Origin of the sequence: Thermoclostridium stercorarium subsp. stercorarium DSM 8532 (assembly GCF_000331995.1) — a bacterium.
In the GTDB taxonomy this organism is placed as follows: Bacteria; Bacillota; Clostridia; order DSM-8532; family DSM-8532; genus Thermoclostridium; species Thermoclostridium stercorarium.
The window spans coordinates 477,709-495,825 of sequence record NC_020134.1 but is presented as its reverse complement, the minus strand read 5'-3'; the positions used below and the strand labels follow the sequence as shown (position 1 = coordinate 495,825).

The 18,117-nt window shown below is 42.4% G+C and carries 15 protein-coding genes; 7 read left to right on the top strand and 8 right to left on the bottom strand.

Going from position 1 to position 18,117, the window contains the following annotated elements; translation table 11 throughout:
• The first annotated feature begins 41 nt into the window (after positions 1–41).
• The 4 genes from CST_RS02185 (at position 42) to CST_RS02170 (ending at position 4,397) form a co-directional block, all read left to right on the top strand.
• Positions 42–1,469, top strand: coding sequence for an ABC transporter substrate-binding protein (locus CST_RS02185; RefSeq protein WP_015358183.1), 1,428 nt, complete (start codon positions 42–44; stop codon positions 1,467–1,469).
• Positions 1,470–1,555: 86 nt separating this feature from the next.
• Complete coding sequence (locus CST_RS02180) at positions 1,556–2,422, top strand: carbohydrate ABC transporter permease (protein ID WP_015358182.1); 867 nt, start codon at positions 1,556–1,558, stop codon at positions 2,420–2,422.
• Between the two features lie 95 nt (positions 2,423–2,517).
• Positions 2,518–3,249: a carbohydrate ABC transporter permease gene (locus CST_RS13705; RefSeq protein ID WP_338064569.1), complete on the top strand. Its 732-nt coding sequence runs from the start codon at positions 2,518–2,520 to the stop codon at positions 3,247–3,249.
• A 125-nt stretch (positions 3,250–3,374) separates the two neighbouring features.
• Positions 3,375–4,397, top strand: coding sequence for a substrate-binding domain-containing protein (locus tag CST_RS02170; RefSeq protein WP_015358180.1), 1,023 nt, complete (start codon positions 3,375–3,377; stop codon positions 4,395–4,397).
• A gap of 186 nt (positions 4,398–4,583) precedes the next feature.
• Here CST_RS02170 and CST_RS02165 read toward each other — a convergent pair whose 3' ends face one another.
• From CST_RS02165 to uxuA, 5 genes are all read right to left on the bottom strand, one after another.
• The gene (locus CST_RS02165; protein WP_015358179.1) at positions 4,584–5,105 is read right to left on the bottom strand and encodes an O-acetyl-ADP-ribose deacetylase; all 522 of its coding nucleotides are present in this window, start codon (positions 5,103–5,105) and stop codon (positions 4,584–4,586) included.
• A 264-nt stretch (positions 5,106–5,369) separates the two neighbouring features.
• The gene (locus CST_RS02160; protein ID WP_015358178.1) at positions 5,370–6,368 is read right to left on the bottom strand and encodes a hypothetical protein; all 999 of its coding nucleotides are present in this window, start codon (positions 6,366–6,368) and stop codon (positions 5,370–5,372) included.
• On the bottom strand, positions 6,365–7,693 hold the full coding sequence (locus CST_RS02155) for a radical SAM/SPASM domain-containing protein (RefSeq protein WP_015358177.1): 1,329 nt from the start codon (positions 7,691–7,693) through the stop codon (positions 6,365–6,367). The genes CST_RS02160 and CST_RS02155 overlap by 4 nt, the downstream gene beginning before the upstream one ends.
• Entirely contained in the window at positions 7,690–9,384 is a 1,695-nt protein-coding gene (locus CST_RS02150) for a DUF2207 domain-containing protein (RefSeq protein WP_242823576.1), read from the bottom strand. Before CST_RS02150 ends, CST_RS02155 begins: the two co-directional genes overlap by 4 nt.
• Before the next feature lie 176 nt (positions 9,385–9,560).
• The gene (gene uxuA / locus CST_RS02145) at positions 9,561–10,649 is read right to left on the bottom strand and encodes a mannonate dehydratase (protein WP_015358175.1); all 1,089 of its coding nucleotides are present in this window, start codon (positions 10,647–10,649) and stop codon (positions 9,561–9,563) included.
• Between the two features lie 633 nt (positions 10,650–11,282).
• On the opposite strand from uxuA, the gene CST_RS02140 reads away from it, so the two are divergent.
• The 3 genes from CST_RS02140 (at position 11,283) to CST_RS13795 (ending at position 14,028) form a co-directional block, all read left to right on the top strand.
• Positions 11,283–12,233 carry a hypothetical protein gene (locus CST_RS02140; RefSeq protein WP_015358173.1) on the top strand — a complete coding sequence of 317 codons (951 nt, stop codon included), beginning with the start codon at positions 11,283–11,285 and terminating at the stop codon, positions 12,231–12,233.
• A 29-nt stretch (positions 12,234–12,262) separates the two neighbouring features.
• Positions 12,263–13,387, top strand: coding sequence for a hypothetical protein (locus CST_RS02135; RefSeq protein WP_015358172.1), 1,125 nt, complete (start codon positions 12,263–12,265; stop codon positions 13,385–13,387).
• Between the two features lie 167 nt (positions 13,388–13,554).
• Entirely contained in the window at positions 13,555–14,028 is a 474-nt protein-coding gene (locus tag CST_RS13795; RefSeq protein WP_015358171.1) for a J domain-containing protein, read from the top strand.
• Positions 14,029–14,435: 407 nt separating this feature from the next.
• On the opposite strand, the gene CST_RS02125 is transcribed toward CST_RS13795, so the two are convergent.
• The 3 genes from CST_RS02125 to CST_RS02115 form a co-directional block, all read right to left on the bottom strand.
• A complete protein-coding gene (locus CST_RS02125) occupies positions 14,436–16,037 on the bottom strand; it encodes an ABC transporter substrate-binding protein (protein ID WP_015358170.1) in 1,602 nt (533 codons plus the stop codon).
• Positions 16,038–16,102: 65 nt separating this feature from the next.
• Entirely contained in the window at positions 16,103–16,993 is an 891-nt protein-coding gene (locus tag CST_RS02120) for a carbohydrate ABC transporter permease (protein ID WP_015358169.1), read from the bottom strand.
• Between the two features lie 32 nt (positions 16,994–17,025).
• Positions 17,026–17,940 carry an ABC transporter permease gene (locus tag CST_RS02115; RefSeq protein ID WP_015358168.1) on the bottom strand — a complete coding sequence of 305 codons (915 nt, stop codon included), beginning with the start codon at positions 17,938–17,940 and terminating at the stop codon, positions 17,026–17,028.
• Positions 17,941–18,117: the final 177 nt, after the last annotated feature.

The following is an 18,117-nucleotide window of genomic DNA, read 5'->3' as shown; positions in this document are numbered from 1 at the left end:
AATTAAGCTAATTTTAAAGTAAAAAACAAGGAGGTAAAAGAATGAAAACAAAATTGAGAAAACTGCTGGCCTTTATAACCGCAATTCTCATGACCTTTTCGTTAGCAGGCTGCAGCACGGGCGACACAAACACATCCCGGTCAGGAACAAATACAAATACAAAAAATAATACAACAGATTCCGAATCTCTCCGCGGAACAACCATAAGGGTTTTCACCCACATGGGGCAAAGAGTTCTCGGCGAAGAAAAAAAGGATGATCAGGGAAATACATATCGCGACGAGAGTACTGCCATTCTGAAGCATCTTGCCGAAAGATTTACAAAGGAAACGGGAATCAATGTGGAACTGAACGTGGTGACAAACGAAGAAGAACTAAGGCCGTATTTCCAGGTTCAGGACGACTATGTGGACGTATATACCTGTCCTAACTGGAGCCTGGAAGAATGGAAAGCTTACGCCGAACCTTACTGCACCCTTGAGGAAGGCATAGAGCTATACGGAGAATATGCCAAAGCCATGCCTAATGTGGACGGGTATATTTACAGCATCATGCCCGGAAGGGCATATAACCAGGCCGTTGTTTACAACGAAGAAGTGATAAAAGCGGCCGGCTACAATGAAATACCCGCCACGCTGGAAAAATTCAACGAGATGTGCGAAAAGATCAAGGCAATGGGCATAATCCCCATAGTACTGCACAGGGTTGAAAACTGGCCTCTTGCGACGGTTCAGGATTTTGCAATTTATGTTTCGGGTAACCCGACGGTGTTTGCAGAATGTCTGAAGACCGAAAACCCCTTCTCCGATACGTCCCCTTTTGGAAAGACAATTAAAATGTATACCGAATGGAAGGCAAAAGGTTTCTTTGAACCTGAAGTATTTCCCGACTTCGGTGCTGCGATGGACAGCGTGGCTTACGGCAGGGCTGCGATGATGCTGTTTGGCTCATGGGTTGTTCCTCAGATACAGGGCCGCGTTCCCAAAGGAAAGGATCCTTCAATAATCAAATTCGCCCCTGCCCCAGATTTCGGCGCGGGAAGGTATGTGCTTGCGGCTCCGGCCGATAACTGGGCAATAAGCAAATTCTCAAAGAATAAGGAAGCAGCCAGGATGTTTATTGAATACATTGCCAACGACTCCCAGTTTATTGCCGACAGCGGGTTCATTGCCAATAAAAAGGGTGTGAAACCAATAGTGCCCGAACTGTATGCAATAATCGACGAAATGGTTGAAAAAGGAGAATGCAAGGTTATACTTCAGCCCCCCAACGACGAAAACGCGTTAAACAACCAGAAAGTCCTTGAGGAAGCCGGGTTGTATGCAGACTACAAATACGTCGGATTACTGTTTGACGCCCTTGATATAACCAAGCCCGACGACTGGAGTGAATACTACAAACAGGCTGAAACGCTGAACCAGCTTTATGCAAGATACAAGAACGAACTGGGCGTTGAATGGAAAGACTGATGCCGGCATGTCAGTAAATGCCTCTTCCCGTGAAGAGGCATTTACGTTAAATTTTTGGAAACCGACAAATCAGGAGAGGAAGGAAAATGGTCAAAACAAAGGGTACCAGACTGTTTATCTTTACGTTTTTGGTAATTCCGGTTCTGCACCTGCTGATTTTTTCTTATATTCCGATTATCACCAACATTTATCTCAGTTTTACCAACTATAACGGCGTGAACCCTCCAAAATGGGTGGGCTTCAGAAATTACGAGAGAATATTCACCGATCCTCAGTACCTAAAATTATTCAGGAACTGTCTCTGGTATATGGTTGTTGCCATACCCCAGTTAGTGTTCGCCTTCATTCTCGCGGTGTTTGTAAACGGAAAATTCAGGGGTATCAATTTTTTCAAAGGAGTCTTAATTGTTCCGTATTTACTGAACGGCGTAATCATTTCCACAATATTTATCATTTATTTCAACAATAACGGAACGCTTAATTCGATATTAAGAGCAGTGGGGCTTGGAAAACTGGCTCAGCAATGGCTGCACAACCTGCGCCTTGTCAACCCGGCCATTGCGTCCATCAGCATCTGGAGATACTACGGGTTGAATTTTCTCATGTTCTTCGGCGGGCTTCAGGCCATTCCCCATGAATTATATGAAGCAGCGGCAATAGACGGCTGTACGAAACTGCAGGAAATACGTTATATTTCGGTACCTTCGGTTCTCCATATACTGTTTATAAACATTTTGCTGAGTATCTCCGGGTCAATTCAGGTATTTGAGATTCCTTACATTATGCTGAACGGTGCGAACGGAACCGCCACGCCGGTCATTCAGATTCAGCAGAGCGCCTTTGCCGAAAACAGGGTCGGTTTTGCCGCCGCGCTGTCAATCGTAGTATTTGTCGTTGTTGTCATAGCCGTAAGCCTTCAAAGGCTTTTAGCAAGGAGGGGAAGTATTTATTAATGATCAGGGAAAGCAAACTTTACAGGATATTTCGCTATGTTTTTCTTACAGCCGCCTGCATTTTTGTAATCGTGCCCATAATTCCGCTCATTTTTATGGCTTTCAAAACCGGTGTCGAGTATTCGTCCACAAGTGTCCTAACACCCCCGCAAAACTGGTTTAACTTTTATAATTTTGGTTATGCAATAAGGGTGGGGAAACTTGGCAGGGCCTTGTTTAATACCGCCGTTATCCTTGTCATTTCCCTGTCCGTTCAGCTTATTTTAACTACCATGGTATCATATGTGCTACACAGGTTTGAATTCAAGGGAAAAAAAATTATCTCCGTCCTCTTTACCATGACAATGTTTATACCCGTTGTAACAACCCAGACGGTGGTATTCCAGATTATTTACAGAATGGGTCTTGTAAATAAAATGCCCAGTGTAATACTCCTGTATTCGGGAGTAAACATCGTAGGAATTTATATTATGTTCAATCAGCTGGACGCGATACCGAAAGAGCTGGATGAATCGGCGTTAATAGACGGCGCAAGTTATTTCATGATTTACCGCAGCATCATCCTGCCCCTTATGAAACCCGCATGCACAACCCTTTTGATTATCAACGGGATTGGATATTATAACGACTTCTATATCCCTAATCTGTATTTGAGAAAAAACGTCCAGACATTCACCGTAGCATTGCACAAGTTTTACGGAAACACCGCAACGCCGTTCGAAATCGTTGCAGCGGCAATTCTGCTGGGAATTATTCCGATTATAGTTGTTTTCCTGTTCCTCCAGAAACAAATTTTCCACAGCCTGACAGGTGCCGTTAAGGCATAAGCCAAAAAACCTGTTAACTTTTTATGAAAGCTGCTGAAAGTGTTGAAAAATTAAAACACAATGGTTAAAATAAATTAAAATAATGTTAATTTTACTTAAAAAATATACAGGCTGAGGTTAACGCAATGGCAAAAAGGGTAACATTGTCGGATATCGCTAAGGTACTCAATGTAAGCAATGTAACTGTGTCAAAGGCCCTTTCGGGTCAAAAAGGCGTGAGCGAGGAGCTCAGGGAAAAAATCAGACGGCTTGCCGACCAGATGGGCTACAGACAGCCTTCGTCAAAAAGGAATAATTCCAGCAAAAACATTGGAGTAATAGTACCTGGCAGGTATTTTGAAATACGTAATTCCTTTTACTGGTATATGTATCAGGAACTGGCCACGGTCGCAGTGAAGGAAAAATGCTTTACAATGCTGGAGGTTATTGAACCCGAAGACGAAGAAAAACATGAACTTCCCAAACTCATCCAAGAAAATAAAGTGGACGGAATCATTCTGCTCGGACGTCCGAAAAACGGTTATATAAAAACAATACGTGAAGAAAGTTCGCTGCCCATGGTGTGCCTGGATTTTTTTGACGATTTCAGCAACTGTGACTCGGTAATTTCAGACGGTTTTTACGGAACCTATATGCTTACAAATTACCTGTTCCGCATGGGGCACACCGATATTGCTTATGTAGGCACGCTGCTTTATACAGGAAGCATAACCGATCGTTATCTCGGATACTGCAAATCAATGATGGAACATGGTCAGGAAATACGCAAGGAATGGATTCTGGACGATCGGGACTGGGCAACTGGCGACGTTTTGAGCTTTGAGTTTAAACTTCCCGAAAAAATGCCCACTGCATTTGTATGTAACTGCGATCTCACGGCAAGCTTACTTATCAAACATTTAAGGAAGCTTAATTACAGAGTGCCTGAAGACATTTCGGTTGTAGGTTTTGACAATTATTTGTATCCAGGTTTAAGCGATATAGGCATAACCACTTATGACGTGAATGTACGTGAAATGGTTAAAAAAAGCATCAGCATTCTTCTGGACAGGATAAACCACGTGAAAATAAAGCCCGGGGTGAGAATTGTTCAGGGAGAGATCGTATATAAAGAAAGTGTAATGCCGCCGAATAAAGACAAAACCTGACTAAACACTGTTTTCGTCCCCCTCCCTTCCGCCATTCCGGTAACCGTTCCCCCTGTGATTCCCTTATCAAAACAGACTTAATAAAAACATGACATTATTAATATATCAGACGGAGGAGGGGGTATTGTGCTCCCGTTCATAAAATGGCCCCATTATCACTTTTGGGCCTGTAAAAAAAGCACATTTTCAGGCTTTTGAAGTCATTTCCCTTAAAGCTTCCTCATAGGCCTTAAAGGCCTCATTGTCAAAACACACCATTAAAACTTTCTCAATACTTTTGTCTTCATTCAGGAATTTCAATATCTCCGAAATGGCAATTCGGGCGGCGCGTCTGACAGGAAAACGGTATGCTCCGGTGCTTATCGACGGAAAAGCGATGGTCTTTATACCATATTCCACCGCCAGGCGGAGTGAGTTTCTGTAGCAGGCCGCAAGCAAACCGTCTTCGCCATGGTCTCCGCCGCGCCATACCGGGCCTACCGTGTGAATCACATATTTCGCAGGAAGTCTGTAACCTTTTGTCAGTTTGGCCTCACCCGTTTCACAGCCGTTTAACCTGCGGCATTCCTCAAGAAGCTCAGGGCCTGCCGCCTTGTGGATTGCACCGTCCACCCCTCCGCCGCCGAGCAGCGTTTTGTTCGCCGCATTAACAATGGCGTCTGTTTCTACCTTCGTAATATCGCCGAGTATTATTTCCAAGCGCTTCATAATACTCCCACCCTTTAATTGACAGGTCTTTCCCGTTACGGGCTGCCCGTGATTTTGAGGCCGCACTCCTCCACATTCATGCATTAATTATATCCGCTTTTAAAATATAAAACAACAATCGGGGGTTTTCTTTTATCTTAGTCATAATCATTCTAATGAATTATTGTTTACTGTTACTGATAAATACATCTTCCATATCTTGAGGAACGTCTGACGAATCAGAAGCCGTACCGGGGTCTATTTCAATTAGAACTGCCGGTTTTGTTATTGCTTGATTACCTTTTGCGTGGATGAAAGGATTTTTCTTGTTTCGGCAAGCGTTTCGGCAAGAATTTTCTTACAGTCGTTTATTTTCGTATGGTAACCTGACGTTTTCGTCGTAGTCTGCCGTATAACAATAACCTCGGCATTACTATTTTCGTTATAATCTATTGTAATGCCCTTCGGGGCAACGATTTCCCTTGCATGACGATCCAGTCCGAAACCTGGTTTCGCCACAATTACACAATAAAAATACGGATAACCTGTCCCCTGCACCAGATTAATATTAACCTGTGCCTGGATGCCGTAAAAACCGTCGGGCATATTGTCAAACGTAACCGCGAATTTGCAGTCGGTCGGAATGCTTTTGCCGGTTTTGTCCTTTGCCAGCATAAGCAGCGGGACAAAATTTTCCCCGTCTTTTTTTACAAGCCGGAAATATGCTTCCATCTGCTTTATAATATCCACCTTAATCAGTAAGTTCCCCTGTTTCGGTATTCTGCGTATTCCGGTAAACCACATCGGAACAATCAGTATTATCGCATCGCTTACAAAAATAACCCCCGTTTCGCGGTAAAAGTAACTGTCTCTTGTTGATAAATACACAATCACCAGAACCGACAACGTAACCAAAAACGTGAAAAACCCGGCCAAATTGCTGATATCAAGAATGTCCCTGTCCCATTCTGCGGCTTTTCTGTCCAGTTCCTTAATCCGGTTTAATTTGTCCATACCCACATGAGTCCACCCGGCATCCGGATCAGACTTAACTTCTACACGGCTGTCATAGCCGCGGACAAGTACAATGGCAGACGCGAAAATCAAAAACAAAGCTCCGGGCCACACCCGTAATGTAAAAAACTGAACTGCGAAACCCGCCAGCAAAAATACAAGAAACAGTATTATTCTTGCAGGATAGGAAAGGCTTCTCAATACGTGAAACCGGACAATATTCTGTTTTTCAGGCGGAGGAAAGCCAGGCAGGCGCAGCATGCCGTTCATACCGGACATCCTTCCTTAATAATCCCCATTGTTTTCCACTGAGGAACAAGTTCATTATGGCCATGGGCTTTAAAATACAGCGGGCAGGCTCCCTGACAGGCCGTGAAATGCCTGCATTTTCTGCATTCCTGAGGTGCTGCTTCCTTTGCACGTATCCATTTGCAGCGCCTGTTATTCCATACCGTCTCAAATCCTTCGTCTAAAAGGTTGCCAACAGGTTCAGACCAGCTTGAACAAGGAAGAAGGTTTCCTTTCGGGTCAACCGAAAGCAGCCCCTCACAGGCACTGCATTCCCTGTTTCCGAAGCCTTCCGCCAATGGATTAAACAGGCATATCGGAGTGGGGGAATACCACATAAACTGAATTCCAAGCTTTAAAGCCCGGGCTTTAAGTTCTCTGACGATACCGCCGACTTCGCTGTATGTTACCGTCAGCTTCTCATTTACGCCGCGACCTGCAGGTATCACAAGGTTTGCCGAAAATCTTTCGGCCCCGATTTCTTTACAGAACTTGGGATAATCCACCAGCCTATCTTTATTAATTTTACAGATTGTCACATGGGGATGCACAAGGATCCCTGCTTCTTTCAAAGCTTTAAATCCCGCCACCGATGCGGCATGGGAACCGGGAACCCCTGTTATTGCATCGTGTTCATATGCATAGGCCGATTCTATGCTAACCTGCGCCGACGAAAGCCCCGCACGGGCAAATTCCTTTGCTTTTTTTGGAGTTATAAGAGTTGCGTTCGTAATTAGGTTAACCCTCATTCCGTTCCGTTTTGACGCGTATTTTATAAGTTCGGGCAAATCCCCATATGTTGTCGGCTCTCCGCCTGTAAACGAAACGCTTGGAACTTCGGCTTCATACCTTATTATGTCCAGTATTTTCTTAAATCCGGCCGTATCAAGCTGTTTCTGCCTTTCAGTCCGGGTGCAGTCCCCGTAACAGAACTCGCACTTAATGTTACATCTGTAGGTCAACGCCACTTCTGAAAGGACCGGAAGCTCAATATACCCGATTCTGAATTCAGTTTTCCTTATGGCATCGGTTTTATAATTCTCGCATACTTCGCCGTTCCATATACGCGAAAAGTCTATAAAAAACCTCTCCAGTTGTGATTCGGTTTCCGGAAAATCGGACCTGGCTCTGATAAAATCCTGAACTGAACCCCCGTCCAAAATATGTTTTACAATTCTCGCCCCTGAAGGGTTTAACTTAAATGCCTCGTTCGGCATGCGGATGAGTACATTGTCTTTAAGGCGCATGTATACATAGGGTTTTATACTGTTTATAAAGTCGTCAACCCATGACAGTTTATGCTTCATCTTGCACCTCCGCTCACGCATGCAGAGTGGCAAGCGGAATGGCATGCAGAATGGCATGCGGAGTGACAGGCTGAATGGCACGCCGAATGGCAAGCCGAATGACAGGCGTCATGGCAGGCCGAATGGCAGGCAAAGCGCCCGCCCGCTGAATTCAAAGATGAACTGAATGCCACACTGTCGTTATTTACAGGAATATATGTCTCATAACGTTTGCAACGTTTTCTGTAGTCGGAGTGATACATATGATTGTGGTAAAAATACCAGCAAATCCAGTTATCGGTATAATAATATTCCCTATCAAAATGGCCTTCTCGCTGAAACCGTCCCTCTTCTTCGCCGAAATCGGGAATATCTTCGAGAATACTGTCGGAAAGCTTTTTTTGATAATATTTTCTTGTGGCGTCAAGATCGCAGTCGTAAGTTTTTTCTTTAACATTGCTAACAAGCAGCTGCAGTATTTTATCAATCTCATGAGCGCTAAACTCTCCGTCTTCCGCGGCGTCATACACCATTCGCTCATACTTGTTCAGTTCCGACAGGGGTTTGCCTTCAATCCTTCGTACTTTAGGAGGATCGGCGGAAATTTCCTCAAGATACCCTTTCGCCACAAGTTTTGCCAGAATGGCCGCAAGAATGGTTTTATACGGTACACCCATAAAAAAGGCGGCCTCATATTCATCCAAATTGTCGGCAACATGCCCGTCTTTCCTGAAAGATGCTATTTCAATTTCAGGCGGCTCCCAGTCGGTCCTTGCCCATTGCACCTGGTCCATCGTCTCATGAGCTTTAACCATTGATCGATGCTTTTTGCCGATTGCCAACAGCGTAATAAAAAACAAAAGCCCCAAAACTGATATTAAAGCCGTTCTGTCCGTGTGTTCGCGGTACCGTGCATACCCGTCTTCACCCGGGAACCACGGAACTACAGGCAAATCCTTTTCTTTCTCGGTTATTTTCCCGTCAAAAGAAGCACTGCCGCCGGGAATTTCATTAAATACATTTTCCGATATATACTGCTGAATCCTGAAATGGTATCCCGCCTTTGGATTTTCTTTATGGAGCAGAACCTGGACCCTTCTTACAGAGTCCAACTCAACCACCCGGTAATCAATCAGATACTCTTCGTTCATCCACTTTTCGGTTGCAAAATCATTCTCCAGGAGAAAACTCTCTATTTCCTCCCTTGAAGCATCCTTGTTTTCATATTCCAGAGGATAGTTTACAGTGACCGTATAATGTTCCATCGGCTCATCCCACTGGAAAGGCGCCCAGTTAAAGACAACAAGCTTCTTCCCTTCTTCCGATGTTGTCCTTTCCAGATACCCTGCTTCGGCCATATCTGCGGCAAACCTGAATTTATACGTCAGGTATTCGCCGCCAAGGCGCTGATTACCGGAATTGACAATATCATATTTTCCGTCGCCAAGGTTAATGATGTCAATTTCATGAGATATGTTGTCATCAGTTATAACACAGGAATATTCTTCATCAAAGACAGGATTAAGCCTCCCGAATCCCTCCACTGTGAAAGCAAGCATCGTTTTGCCCGGGTTAAGATTATACCTCACTGTGTATGAAACGATGGCTTTACCGTCGGGGAACAGGATGACATCGGTTTCAACAAATCCAAGACTGGCAATTTCAGATGCATAAATATTGGTTGGTTGAATTAGTATGGCTACTAATATCAACCAACCAAAAATATATTTCATTTTATTCCGGTTCATATATCTCCTTTTAATTCACAGGAACCGCATATACTCGCAGATAACCGCTGAGTTACTCCAGAACCGCCATCCTCGTATCTGCTGGTATAAGTATAGAAGATTTTAATTTGTTTGTCAATCAATAACAGCTCAGATAGCCGTCAGTTTTTATTATTGAGTTTGTCCATTTTTGAAATTGCTTCCCATAAACCGTTCAGATATACGGCTCCCAGTGCCCGGTCGTACAAACCGTATCCAGGACGTCCTTCCTCGTCCCAAATCATTCTGCCGTGGTCCGGACGAATAGGCCCTTCAAACTTGACATCATAGAAAGCCTTCATAATTTCAAACATGTCCAGCGAACCGTATTCCGACTTATGGGCAACCTCGTCGAATTTGCGAGGCTCATGTATTTTTACATTTCTCACATGGGCAAAGTGGATTCTTCCCTTCGAGCCGAAATACCGGATAATCTCAGGTATATTGTTGTTGGGATCCACTCCGAGGGAACCGGTGCATATGGTTAACCCGTTGTACGGGCTGTCGACAAGATTAATGAACCTTTCCAGGTTTTCCTTTGAAGTAATAAGTCTTGGCAGACCGAATACAGACCACGGCGGATCGTCGGGATGAATAGCCATCTTGATGTCACATTCTTCAGCAACGGGTATTACTTCTTTCAGAAAATTCTCAAGATTCTTCCAGAGCTTTTCTTCGGTCATGTCGCTGTACAATTCAAGAAGTCTTTTGATTTCGCCCAAGCGCTCGGGTTCCCAGCCCGGCAGAACATAACCGTTGGAATTATTGTTTACTTCTTCAAACATTTTTGCAGGATCAATCTTCCTGATTACATCTTCGTCATATGACAGGGTATTTGACCCGTCTTCGAGAATTTTCGCGAGATCTGTGCGGGTCCAGTCGAAGACCGGCATAAAGTTGTAGCAAACCAGCTTTACGCCGCATTCTGCAAGGTTCCTGAGAGTCTGCTTATAGTTTTCAATGTACTTTTCGGCCTCAGGCGTCCCAAGCTTGATATCTTCATGAACATTTACACTTTCAATACCTTCAAGTGTGAGCCCTGCGCTTTCTATTTCATCCTTTAAAGCGCGAATTCTTTCCACAGGCCACACTTCCCCCGCAGGGATATCATACAGTGTTGAAATTACCCCTATAAGTCCGGGAATCTGTCTGATCTGTTTCAGCGTTACTTTGTCATGTTTACTGCCATACCATCTAAAGGTCATCTTCATATGTCTACGTCACCTTTCTAAAGTTAATAGATTTTGAATTCATGTCCCATATTCACACCAATGAAGGAAACAAAGCAAAAAATAACCTTGTATGTCTACTTAGCCATTCATAATTTAGCCTGAACTTGTCGTTTATATCCCCCCCCTATTTATTCTTTTGTGTATTCTGCAGTAAAAAACAGTATTCGACATGGTTCAATCATTTTAACACACTATCTACAAATTATATATATATTCGCCGCGTAAAACAATAGTATTATTAGATAGTTTTTATGCAAATTCATCAAAATAAAATTGACAAAGTGAATGAAATTCTCAAAATAATAAAAAAATTAATTGATAAAATTGGATTTATTGCTATAAATTCGGATCTGTTTTTGTTATTTCATCGGCGACCACAGCTTTTTATTATAGCACATTTGCCTGATTTGCCCTAAAAAGAATTATAATTTCCGTCAATTCCCTGACTTTATATTCAAAAATACTTTACATAAAATACCTTTTTATGTAATGATATAGATTGGAGGGACGCCTGATGCAGGCATCCTGCTCACTCAGACTGTTCTTTTAAAACGCGCTCAAATTAAGCGGGACCAGAATTAATAACAAACAATAACAAAGGAGGTTTTGTTCATGAAAAAGCCGGTATCAACAGCTTTAATCCTTTTTCTTTTTATTCTCTTTTCAACCGTCTCATTCCCGTCCATGGCCCGGCAGACCGGACAAACATACCATCAGGTCGAAGCTGAGGCGCTGAACAGGCTTGGTCTTCTATTAGGCGGTACCGACGGCTTTGAGCTGGACAGGGCTCCCACACGGGCTGAGGGAAGCGTAATGCTGGTCAGGCTGCTGGGGAAAGAAAAGGAGGCGAAAGAAGCAAATTACAATCACCCGTTTACCGATGTTCCTGAATGGCTGAATCCGTACGTTGGTTTTTTGTATCATAACAATCTGACTAAAGGAGTTGGCAACAACCTTTTTGATCCTTACAGCCAAATAGACGCAAACAGTTTTGCCACTTTTGTTTTAAGGGCACTGGGATACAGTGACAAAGACGGGGATTTTGTCTGGGACAAAGCTGTTGAAAAAGCCAAATTCCTGGACATAATAGATGAAGCGTATGAAAAACAGTTGTCAGAAAAAACATTTTTAAGAGACGATATGGTTGCAATATCATACAACGCCCTTACCGCGTGGATAAAAAACAGCAATATCACCCTTGCGGAAAAACTCATGCAGGAAAATGTAATCAGCTATGACACTGCCAAAGAAATAAAACTGCTTGACAAAATAGCCGCCAAGCCAAAACTTACAAAAGTAATTCTGTCGGATATGGAAGAAATCAAAAACGGCTTTAAAATATTCAGAATAACCGTCGACAGGAATACCCTTCCCGAAAAAATGAAAGATTTTAACATGGTGGAAACCGGAGGCGGGCCTTATTTTAACAATACAACGATGTTAATCGCGCAAAGGGCTGCGGAAAACGACACCACAGAATATTACAGGCCCAATGTGGAGGGGACTCCACAACTAACAAATGGGCAATTTACAACAGTGATCCCGCTACGGTCATTGTTATAAGCAAGGACAGGAAAATTTTAGGCTACGCAGTGATTACAGACAAAGTACATAATAACACCACTCTATACCTGGAATTTAAAGAAGTCACAGAACCTGAATATCTCGAACAGATTACATCAGGCATAAGTATCTACGAAAAAGGGCTTATACATTTTGACAGGGCAAAACTCCCCGAAAAAAGCAGGCAGTTTAAAAAGATATTTATAATCAATGCCTATGCAGACAGGTACCCGACCGTGGAGGAATTGGACATAATAAACGTAGGAGAAATGGCAAAGTATTTTTATTCTGAAAAAATTTACAACTGTGATGGCTCGTTTTTTGACCCCGGAATATATACCGGGCATTTTAACAAAAAAGATCTTATTGTATACCTACTGGACGAGAACAATAACCCTCTCGGATATTACAGAGTAAATGAAAACGAAGCGGAAAGCATGAACAAATCGGTTTCAAGTGCGGCAAAAGAATACATGAATGAATATAGAAAACAAAAATCAATACCTGTGATAGATCTCAAAGGAATATTCCATTTTGTATATGAAGGCGACCCGTATAAAATTGAGATAATCAACGAAATTGTAAGAATGCAGGCACTTGACAAAAACATAAGCCGTTTTGCGATTGTTGATGCGCCTGCGGACATGCCCGATGACTATTTCCTTTACAAATTCCTCAGTACGCCGAACTACCCAATTTATGACTTCAGTACAGTTATTTCTTACGGGTACGAACTGGGAGATACGATAGAAAAGCAGTCTTTGGCAATCATACTGCTTGACGGCAACAACAATATAGCGGGATATTACAGACCCACTCCTGATCAGTTCAGACCCGCAAGCGAATATTCAAAAACATTTGTAGTAGAGCCGGATGGCGATTTTATTTTCGACAGTAATGAGGAAGCCTTTGACTTTGTTATAAAGAATTTTTCAGAAATAAGAAAGGTTGACGGAAAAATAGACACAAGGTATACGCTCAAAAGCGGACTTGGAATAGAGTTCGGCTGGTCCCAAAAGGTAAAAACGGCTGTGGAACCGGGCAAAGTGAGGATAGGGCGGATTAAAAAACGAATGTTTATTTTTGACGACGGAATAACATATGAAATAATTTCAAATAATCAAGATATAAAATATAAGTTTTATACTGAATAAGTCCATGTATAAAAACATTGTAAACTCCTCCTGTTGCAATTACAGGAGGGGTTTAATTTATTTATGATACCAATGTTTATAACATAATTTTCTTGCCTGCTGCATACAACTTTTCTTATAATAGAAACCATAAACAGCAGCCTGCAAAGTTAACAGGGGTGAAATAAATGCCGGGCAACTGCCATACCCGTGAAGAAATCAAACGCAAATTAAGGAAGCTGAAAAAGGTTGAAATTAAAATAAGATTTGGCAATTCAGCCTTTGCAGATAAAGAGTTTTCAGAAAAGATGAAAAATGTGAAGCTTGTCTGGGACGATTTCTTCGATCTGAACGAAGCTTACAGAGGCCGTTCAAAATATTCCCTAAGCGAACTTGTCTCAATGAACAGGGATGAACTGAAAGAAGTCATCAGCGAATTCTTTTTTAACGTATATTACACTTACTACAAAGAAAACGGCATTATCAGCAACAGCATGTATGATCCCGAAATTCTCAGTCACTTCGGACTCCCCTATGACGCCGACATAAACGCCATTAAGAAAAGGTTCCGTGAGCTTGCGAAAAAATATCACCCCGATGCAGGCGGTGACAGCGCAAAGTTTATAGAACTCATGGAAAGTTACAAAAAGCTGATCAGGTGAAGATAATAGGTATTGTATATTGTGTATTTTGAAAAATAGATAGTTACTACCTTCCGGATTAAAGAAAGTTGAAGGGTTATTTGAAAATATTGTATTACCCAATTATGAGATTTTTGAAGAAAGATTCAAATTCATAAATCTGAAAATTGCTGCGAGTTTATTAAATTTGTAAAAGCTGATAAAAAGAAAATAAAGACATGGTATATGGCTTGTCAGTATTTGAAAATCAGTTAAATCTTCAGGGTATTATTATGTGGCATACAAGTATATAAAAAAAGCGGGTCTGGTTTGAGTGTGGAAAAGGCAATGATGGCAATCGACGAGAAATGACAAAAAAAGAGGCTATTATATATTAAATAGCCCCTTCAACCAATGCTATATGTTAATTTATTTGATTTAACTTTGTTCTACTTATTAAGATTGGCTTTGATAAAATCTTCGTACTGTCTCCTGAATTCGGCTTCGACCTTTTCGTATCCTGCCTTATTCAGTTTATCCTTCATCTCTTCAATGGTTTTCTCAATATCCTCAGCCATACCCAGATCAAATATTGTGGCATAGGTTTTAACCACGTTGGATACCGCCGCATACTCGCTCTTAACGTTGGTATCGTCGAAAATGAAATTGTCGGTTATCGGATATACAACATCGGGTATCCACGAATTGATATATTCCCTCAGCTGCTTGGGCTCTGTTTCGGAAACACGGCGGAATTTCTCGCTAATCCAGCCCCACATTGACGTACCGTAAATCGGGAAATTATTCGCATCAGGTCCTGGTCTGAATTTATTCGGGCCGATGTCAATCCAGTGCTTCCCTTCAATACCTACACAGGTCAAATCAAAATATCTCTGATCATTTTTGAATTTTTCAAGCAGCATCAGCGAACGTCCGAAATCGACGGTATTGATTGACACCGCAACACCGTTGTTTGTAAATTTTGATACCGTCTTAAATGACTCAGGCGTCAGGTCTATAATCTCCATTTCCCAGTCGGGATGCTCAAGCTGAGCCTTCTCTATGTCCTGGGCAACACCGCCGATATGCCATATATCCACGGCACTCTTCCCGGCAACAAACAAATCATTGATTTTGCCCTGGCCCGAAGCGGCGTTCTTGGACCAAAACCCTTTTTCGGCCCACCGTCTCATCATTTTTGCATATTCAGCAAACTCAGGAGTGAAGTATACGTTGAACAGATTATCGTAATCAAATTCTCCGTTAACATATTTAATACCGAAAAGGGTTGTGCCACCCCCCACCAGATGAATCTGATTAGGTTGTCTGTAGAAAACCGCAAAGTTGTCATTTCCGCCGCTGCCTTCATGAGCTATTGCAAACATTTCCTTCTCATTCTCGGCAATGGCCTCACAGAATCTTTCAAGGTCTTCAAATGTCTTAATTTCGGTAATGCCGTACTTTTTGGCAAGGTCCATCCTTACGCCTATAAGTCTGTAAACGTTGTACTCAAACTGGTAGTTGGGAATCATATAAAGCTTTCCGTCCACCATTGCCTGTTCAAAAGTTACCGGATCCTGTTCTTCGTAGGTAATCGGCATGTATTTCTTGATGTCGTCCATCGTAATTTCATGGAATGCTCCTTTTCTGGCATGATCAAAATACCCGAGCCACTCAGCCGCATAAACCAGGTCCAGTTGCTCGCCTGATGCCAGAACAAGCGGATATTGCTGCTGATAGTCCGCCCATGAGAGGTTTTTTACCGTAACCGTGCAGTTCAGATCTTCCTTGGCCAGTTTGTTAACCTCTTCATAGACCAAATCCTGATCCGCTACCTTGTCTCCTACAAACAGCATAACAAGGTTTACAGGCTTTGAGATGTCAATCCCGTTATATTCCTTTTTTGTCTCCGAAGCGTTTCCCGTTTCAGTCTTAGGCTGCGTCTGACCGCCAGAAGTCGAAGCATTTTTCTGCCCGCAGCCTGCAAAAAGCGTCGCAACCATTAAAAGCGCCAAAATAACAGATGAAACGGTTTTGAATTTTTTTCGCATTATTTCTTCCCCCTTTGATTTATTTTTACAATAGGCTACAAACAAGTAAAAAGGCCAAAACCAAATCAGCCTTTTACCGCCCCTATGGTTATACCTTTGACAAAATACTTCTGCACAAAGGGATAGAGGAATATAATCGGACCGATAACAATCAAAGTCATCGCCATTTTTGTGGACTGGATCGGAGGCCTGTCTATTACCACTCCGGCCTTGTCGGCGGCTATCAAAAGCCCCTGTGCGCTTCCAATCAGCTTATACAGGTAAAACTGCAGCATGTAAAGTTTCTCGTTGTTAATAAACAACATGCTGTTGTACCAGTCATTCCAGTAATTCAGCGCAGTAAACAGTGATATTGTGGCAATTACGGGAGTGGACAGCGGAAGTATAATCTGAATAAAAATTCTGAAATCATTCGCCCCGTCAATATAAGCCGATTCCGTCACAGCATCGGGGATACTGCCCAGAAAACCTTTGATAATCAGCATGTTCCATACAGAAACCAACCCAGGCAATATCAGCGCATAAAGCTTGTCTTTAAAATGCAGGTATTTAACGCACAAAATGTACCACGGCACCAACCCGCCCGAAAACAGTGTGGTGAAGAAGAAATAAAATGAAAAGAAATTTCTGAATTTGAAGTCTTTTCTGTGCAGGACGTAGGCTGCCATTGCATTTATGAAAACGCCGAAAAACGTTCCCACGACGGTAACTAACGTAGTAACCCCATAAGCCCTGAGTATTCCTTTGGCATCGTTCATAATATACCTGAAACTTTCGGTGGAAAATTCAACGGGTATAAGACTGTAACCATGGGCCGTTATATAGCGCTCGCTTGTGATGGAACCCACTATTATCATCCAGAACGGCAGTATGCAGACAACGGAAAACAAAGTCAGCATTACATATCCGATTATATTGAAAGATATAACATCCAGTGTCTTTTTTCTTCTGCTCAATTTTATCGCATCCCCATCCTTAAGTTTTTCAATTAAAACAGTGCATAGTCACTGTGAACCGATTTGACGATTTTATTCACTACAAGGATTGTTATAAAACACATTACCGACTGGTACAGCCCTGCCGCGGCAGCCATGCCTATGTCACTGGACGTCATAAGGCTGCGGAATACATACGTGTCGATTATGTCAGTGGCATCATAAACCAGCGGGTTTGTCCCCACAAGCTGATAGAAAAGTCCGAAATCCCCCCTGAAAATATTGCTTACCGCAAGCAGCAATAGCATCACCATCGTCGGAACCAGCGACGGCAGCATTATGTGCCTTATCCTCTGGTACAGGTTGGCCCCGTCGATTTCCGCCGCGTCAAACATTTCCTGTTCAATACCCATAATTGCCGACAGATAAATGATGGTACCATACCCGACGTTCTTCCATGCCGAGAAAAAGACCAGCAGCACCCTCCACCAGTTTGCGCTGTTATACACATCCACCGGCTCCAGTCCCAATGCGCGCCTGATTCCGTTGAAAACCCCGAACTCATAATTAAAGAAATTGTATACAATAACCCCGGCAATAACCCACGATATAAAATACGGCAAAAACATGACAGACTGGGTTATTTTCTTAAAAATCCTCCCTGACAGCTCACTCAATATAATGGCAAAGGATATTTCCAGAAAATTGTTCACTGTTATAAATATAAGATTGTACATCAATGTATTTACGGTCACTCGGAAAGCATCTCCCGAAATGAAGAAAAACCTGAAATTGCTGAAACCCGCCCATGGGCTTTTAAAAATACCCAAATTGTATTGAAAACGTTTGAACGCGAGAATCGCCCCCGCCATAGGAAGGTAACTGAAAATAAAAACATGTATGAATGCGGGCATCAGCATGAGAAACAATATTTTCTTCTTTTTAATTTCTTTTATAACAGCTTTCATAGCGTCCTCCCCGGATGTTAAACCAATTCGGTGCCATATTTCCGGTATTTTGGCAATATCTTCTTCAGTTTTATAATAACATAGTCACATCAGAAAAATATTAAGATTTATGGGTAGTATTTTAATGGATGGTTCTTATAAAACTGGGCGACTTGATATATTTTTTGGTTCTTTCCA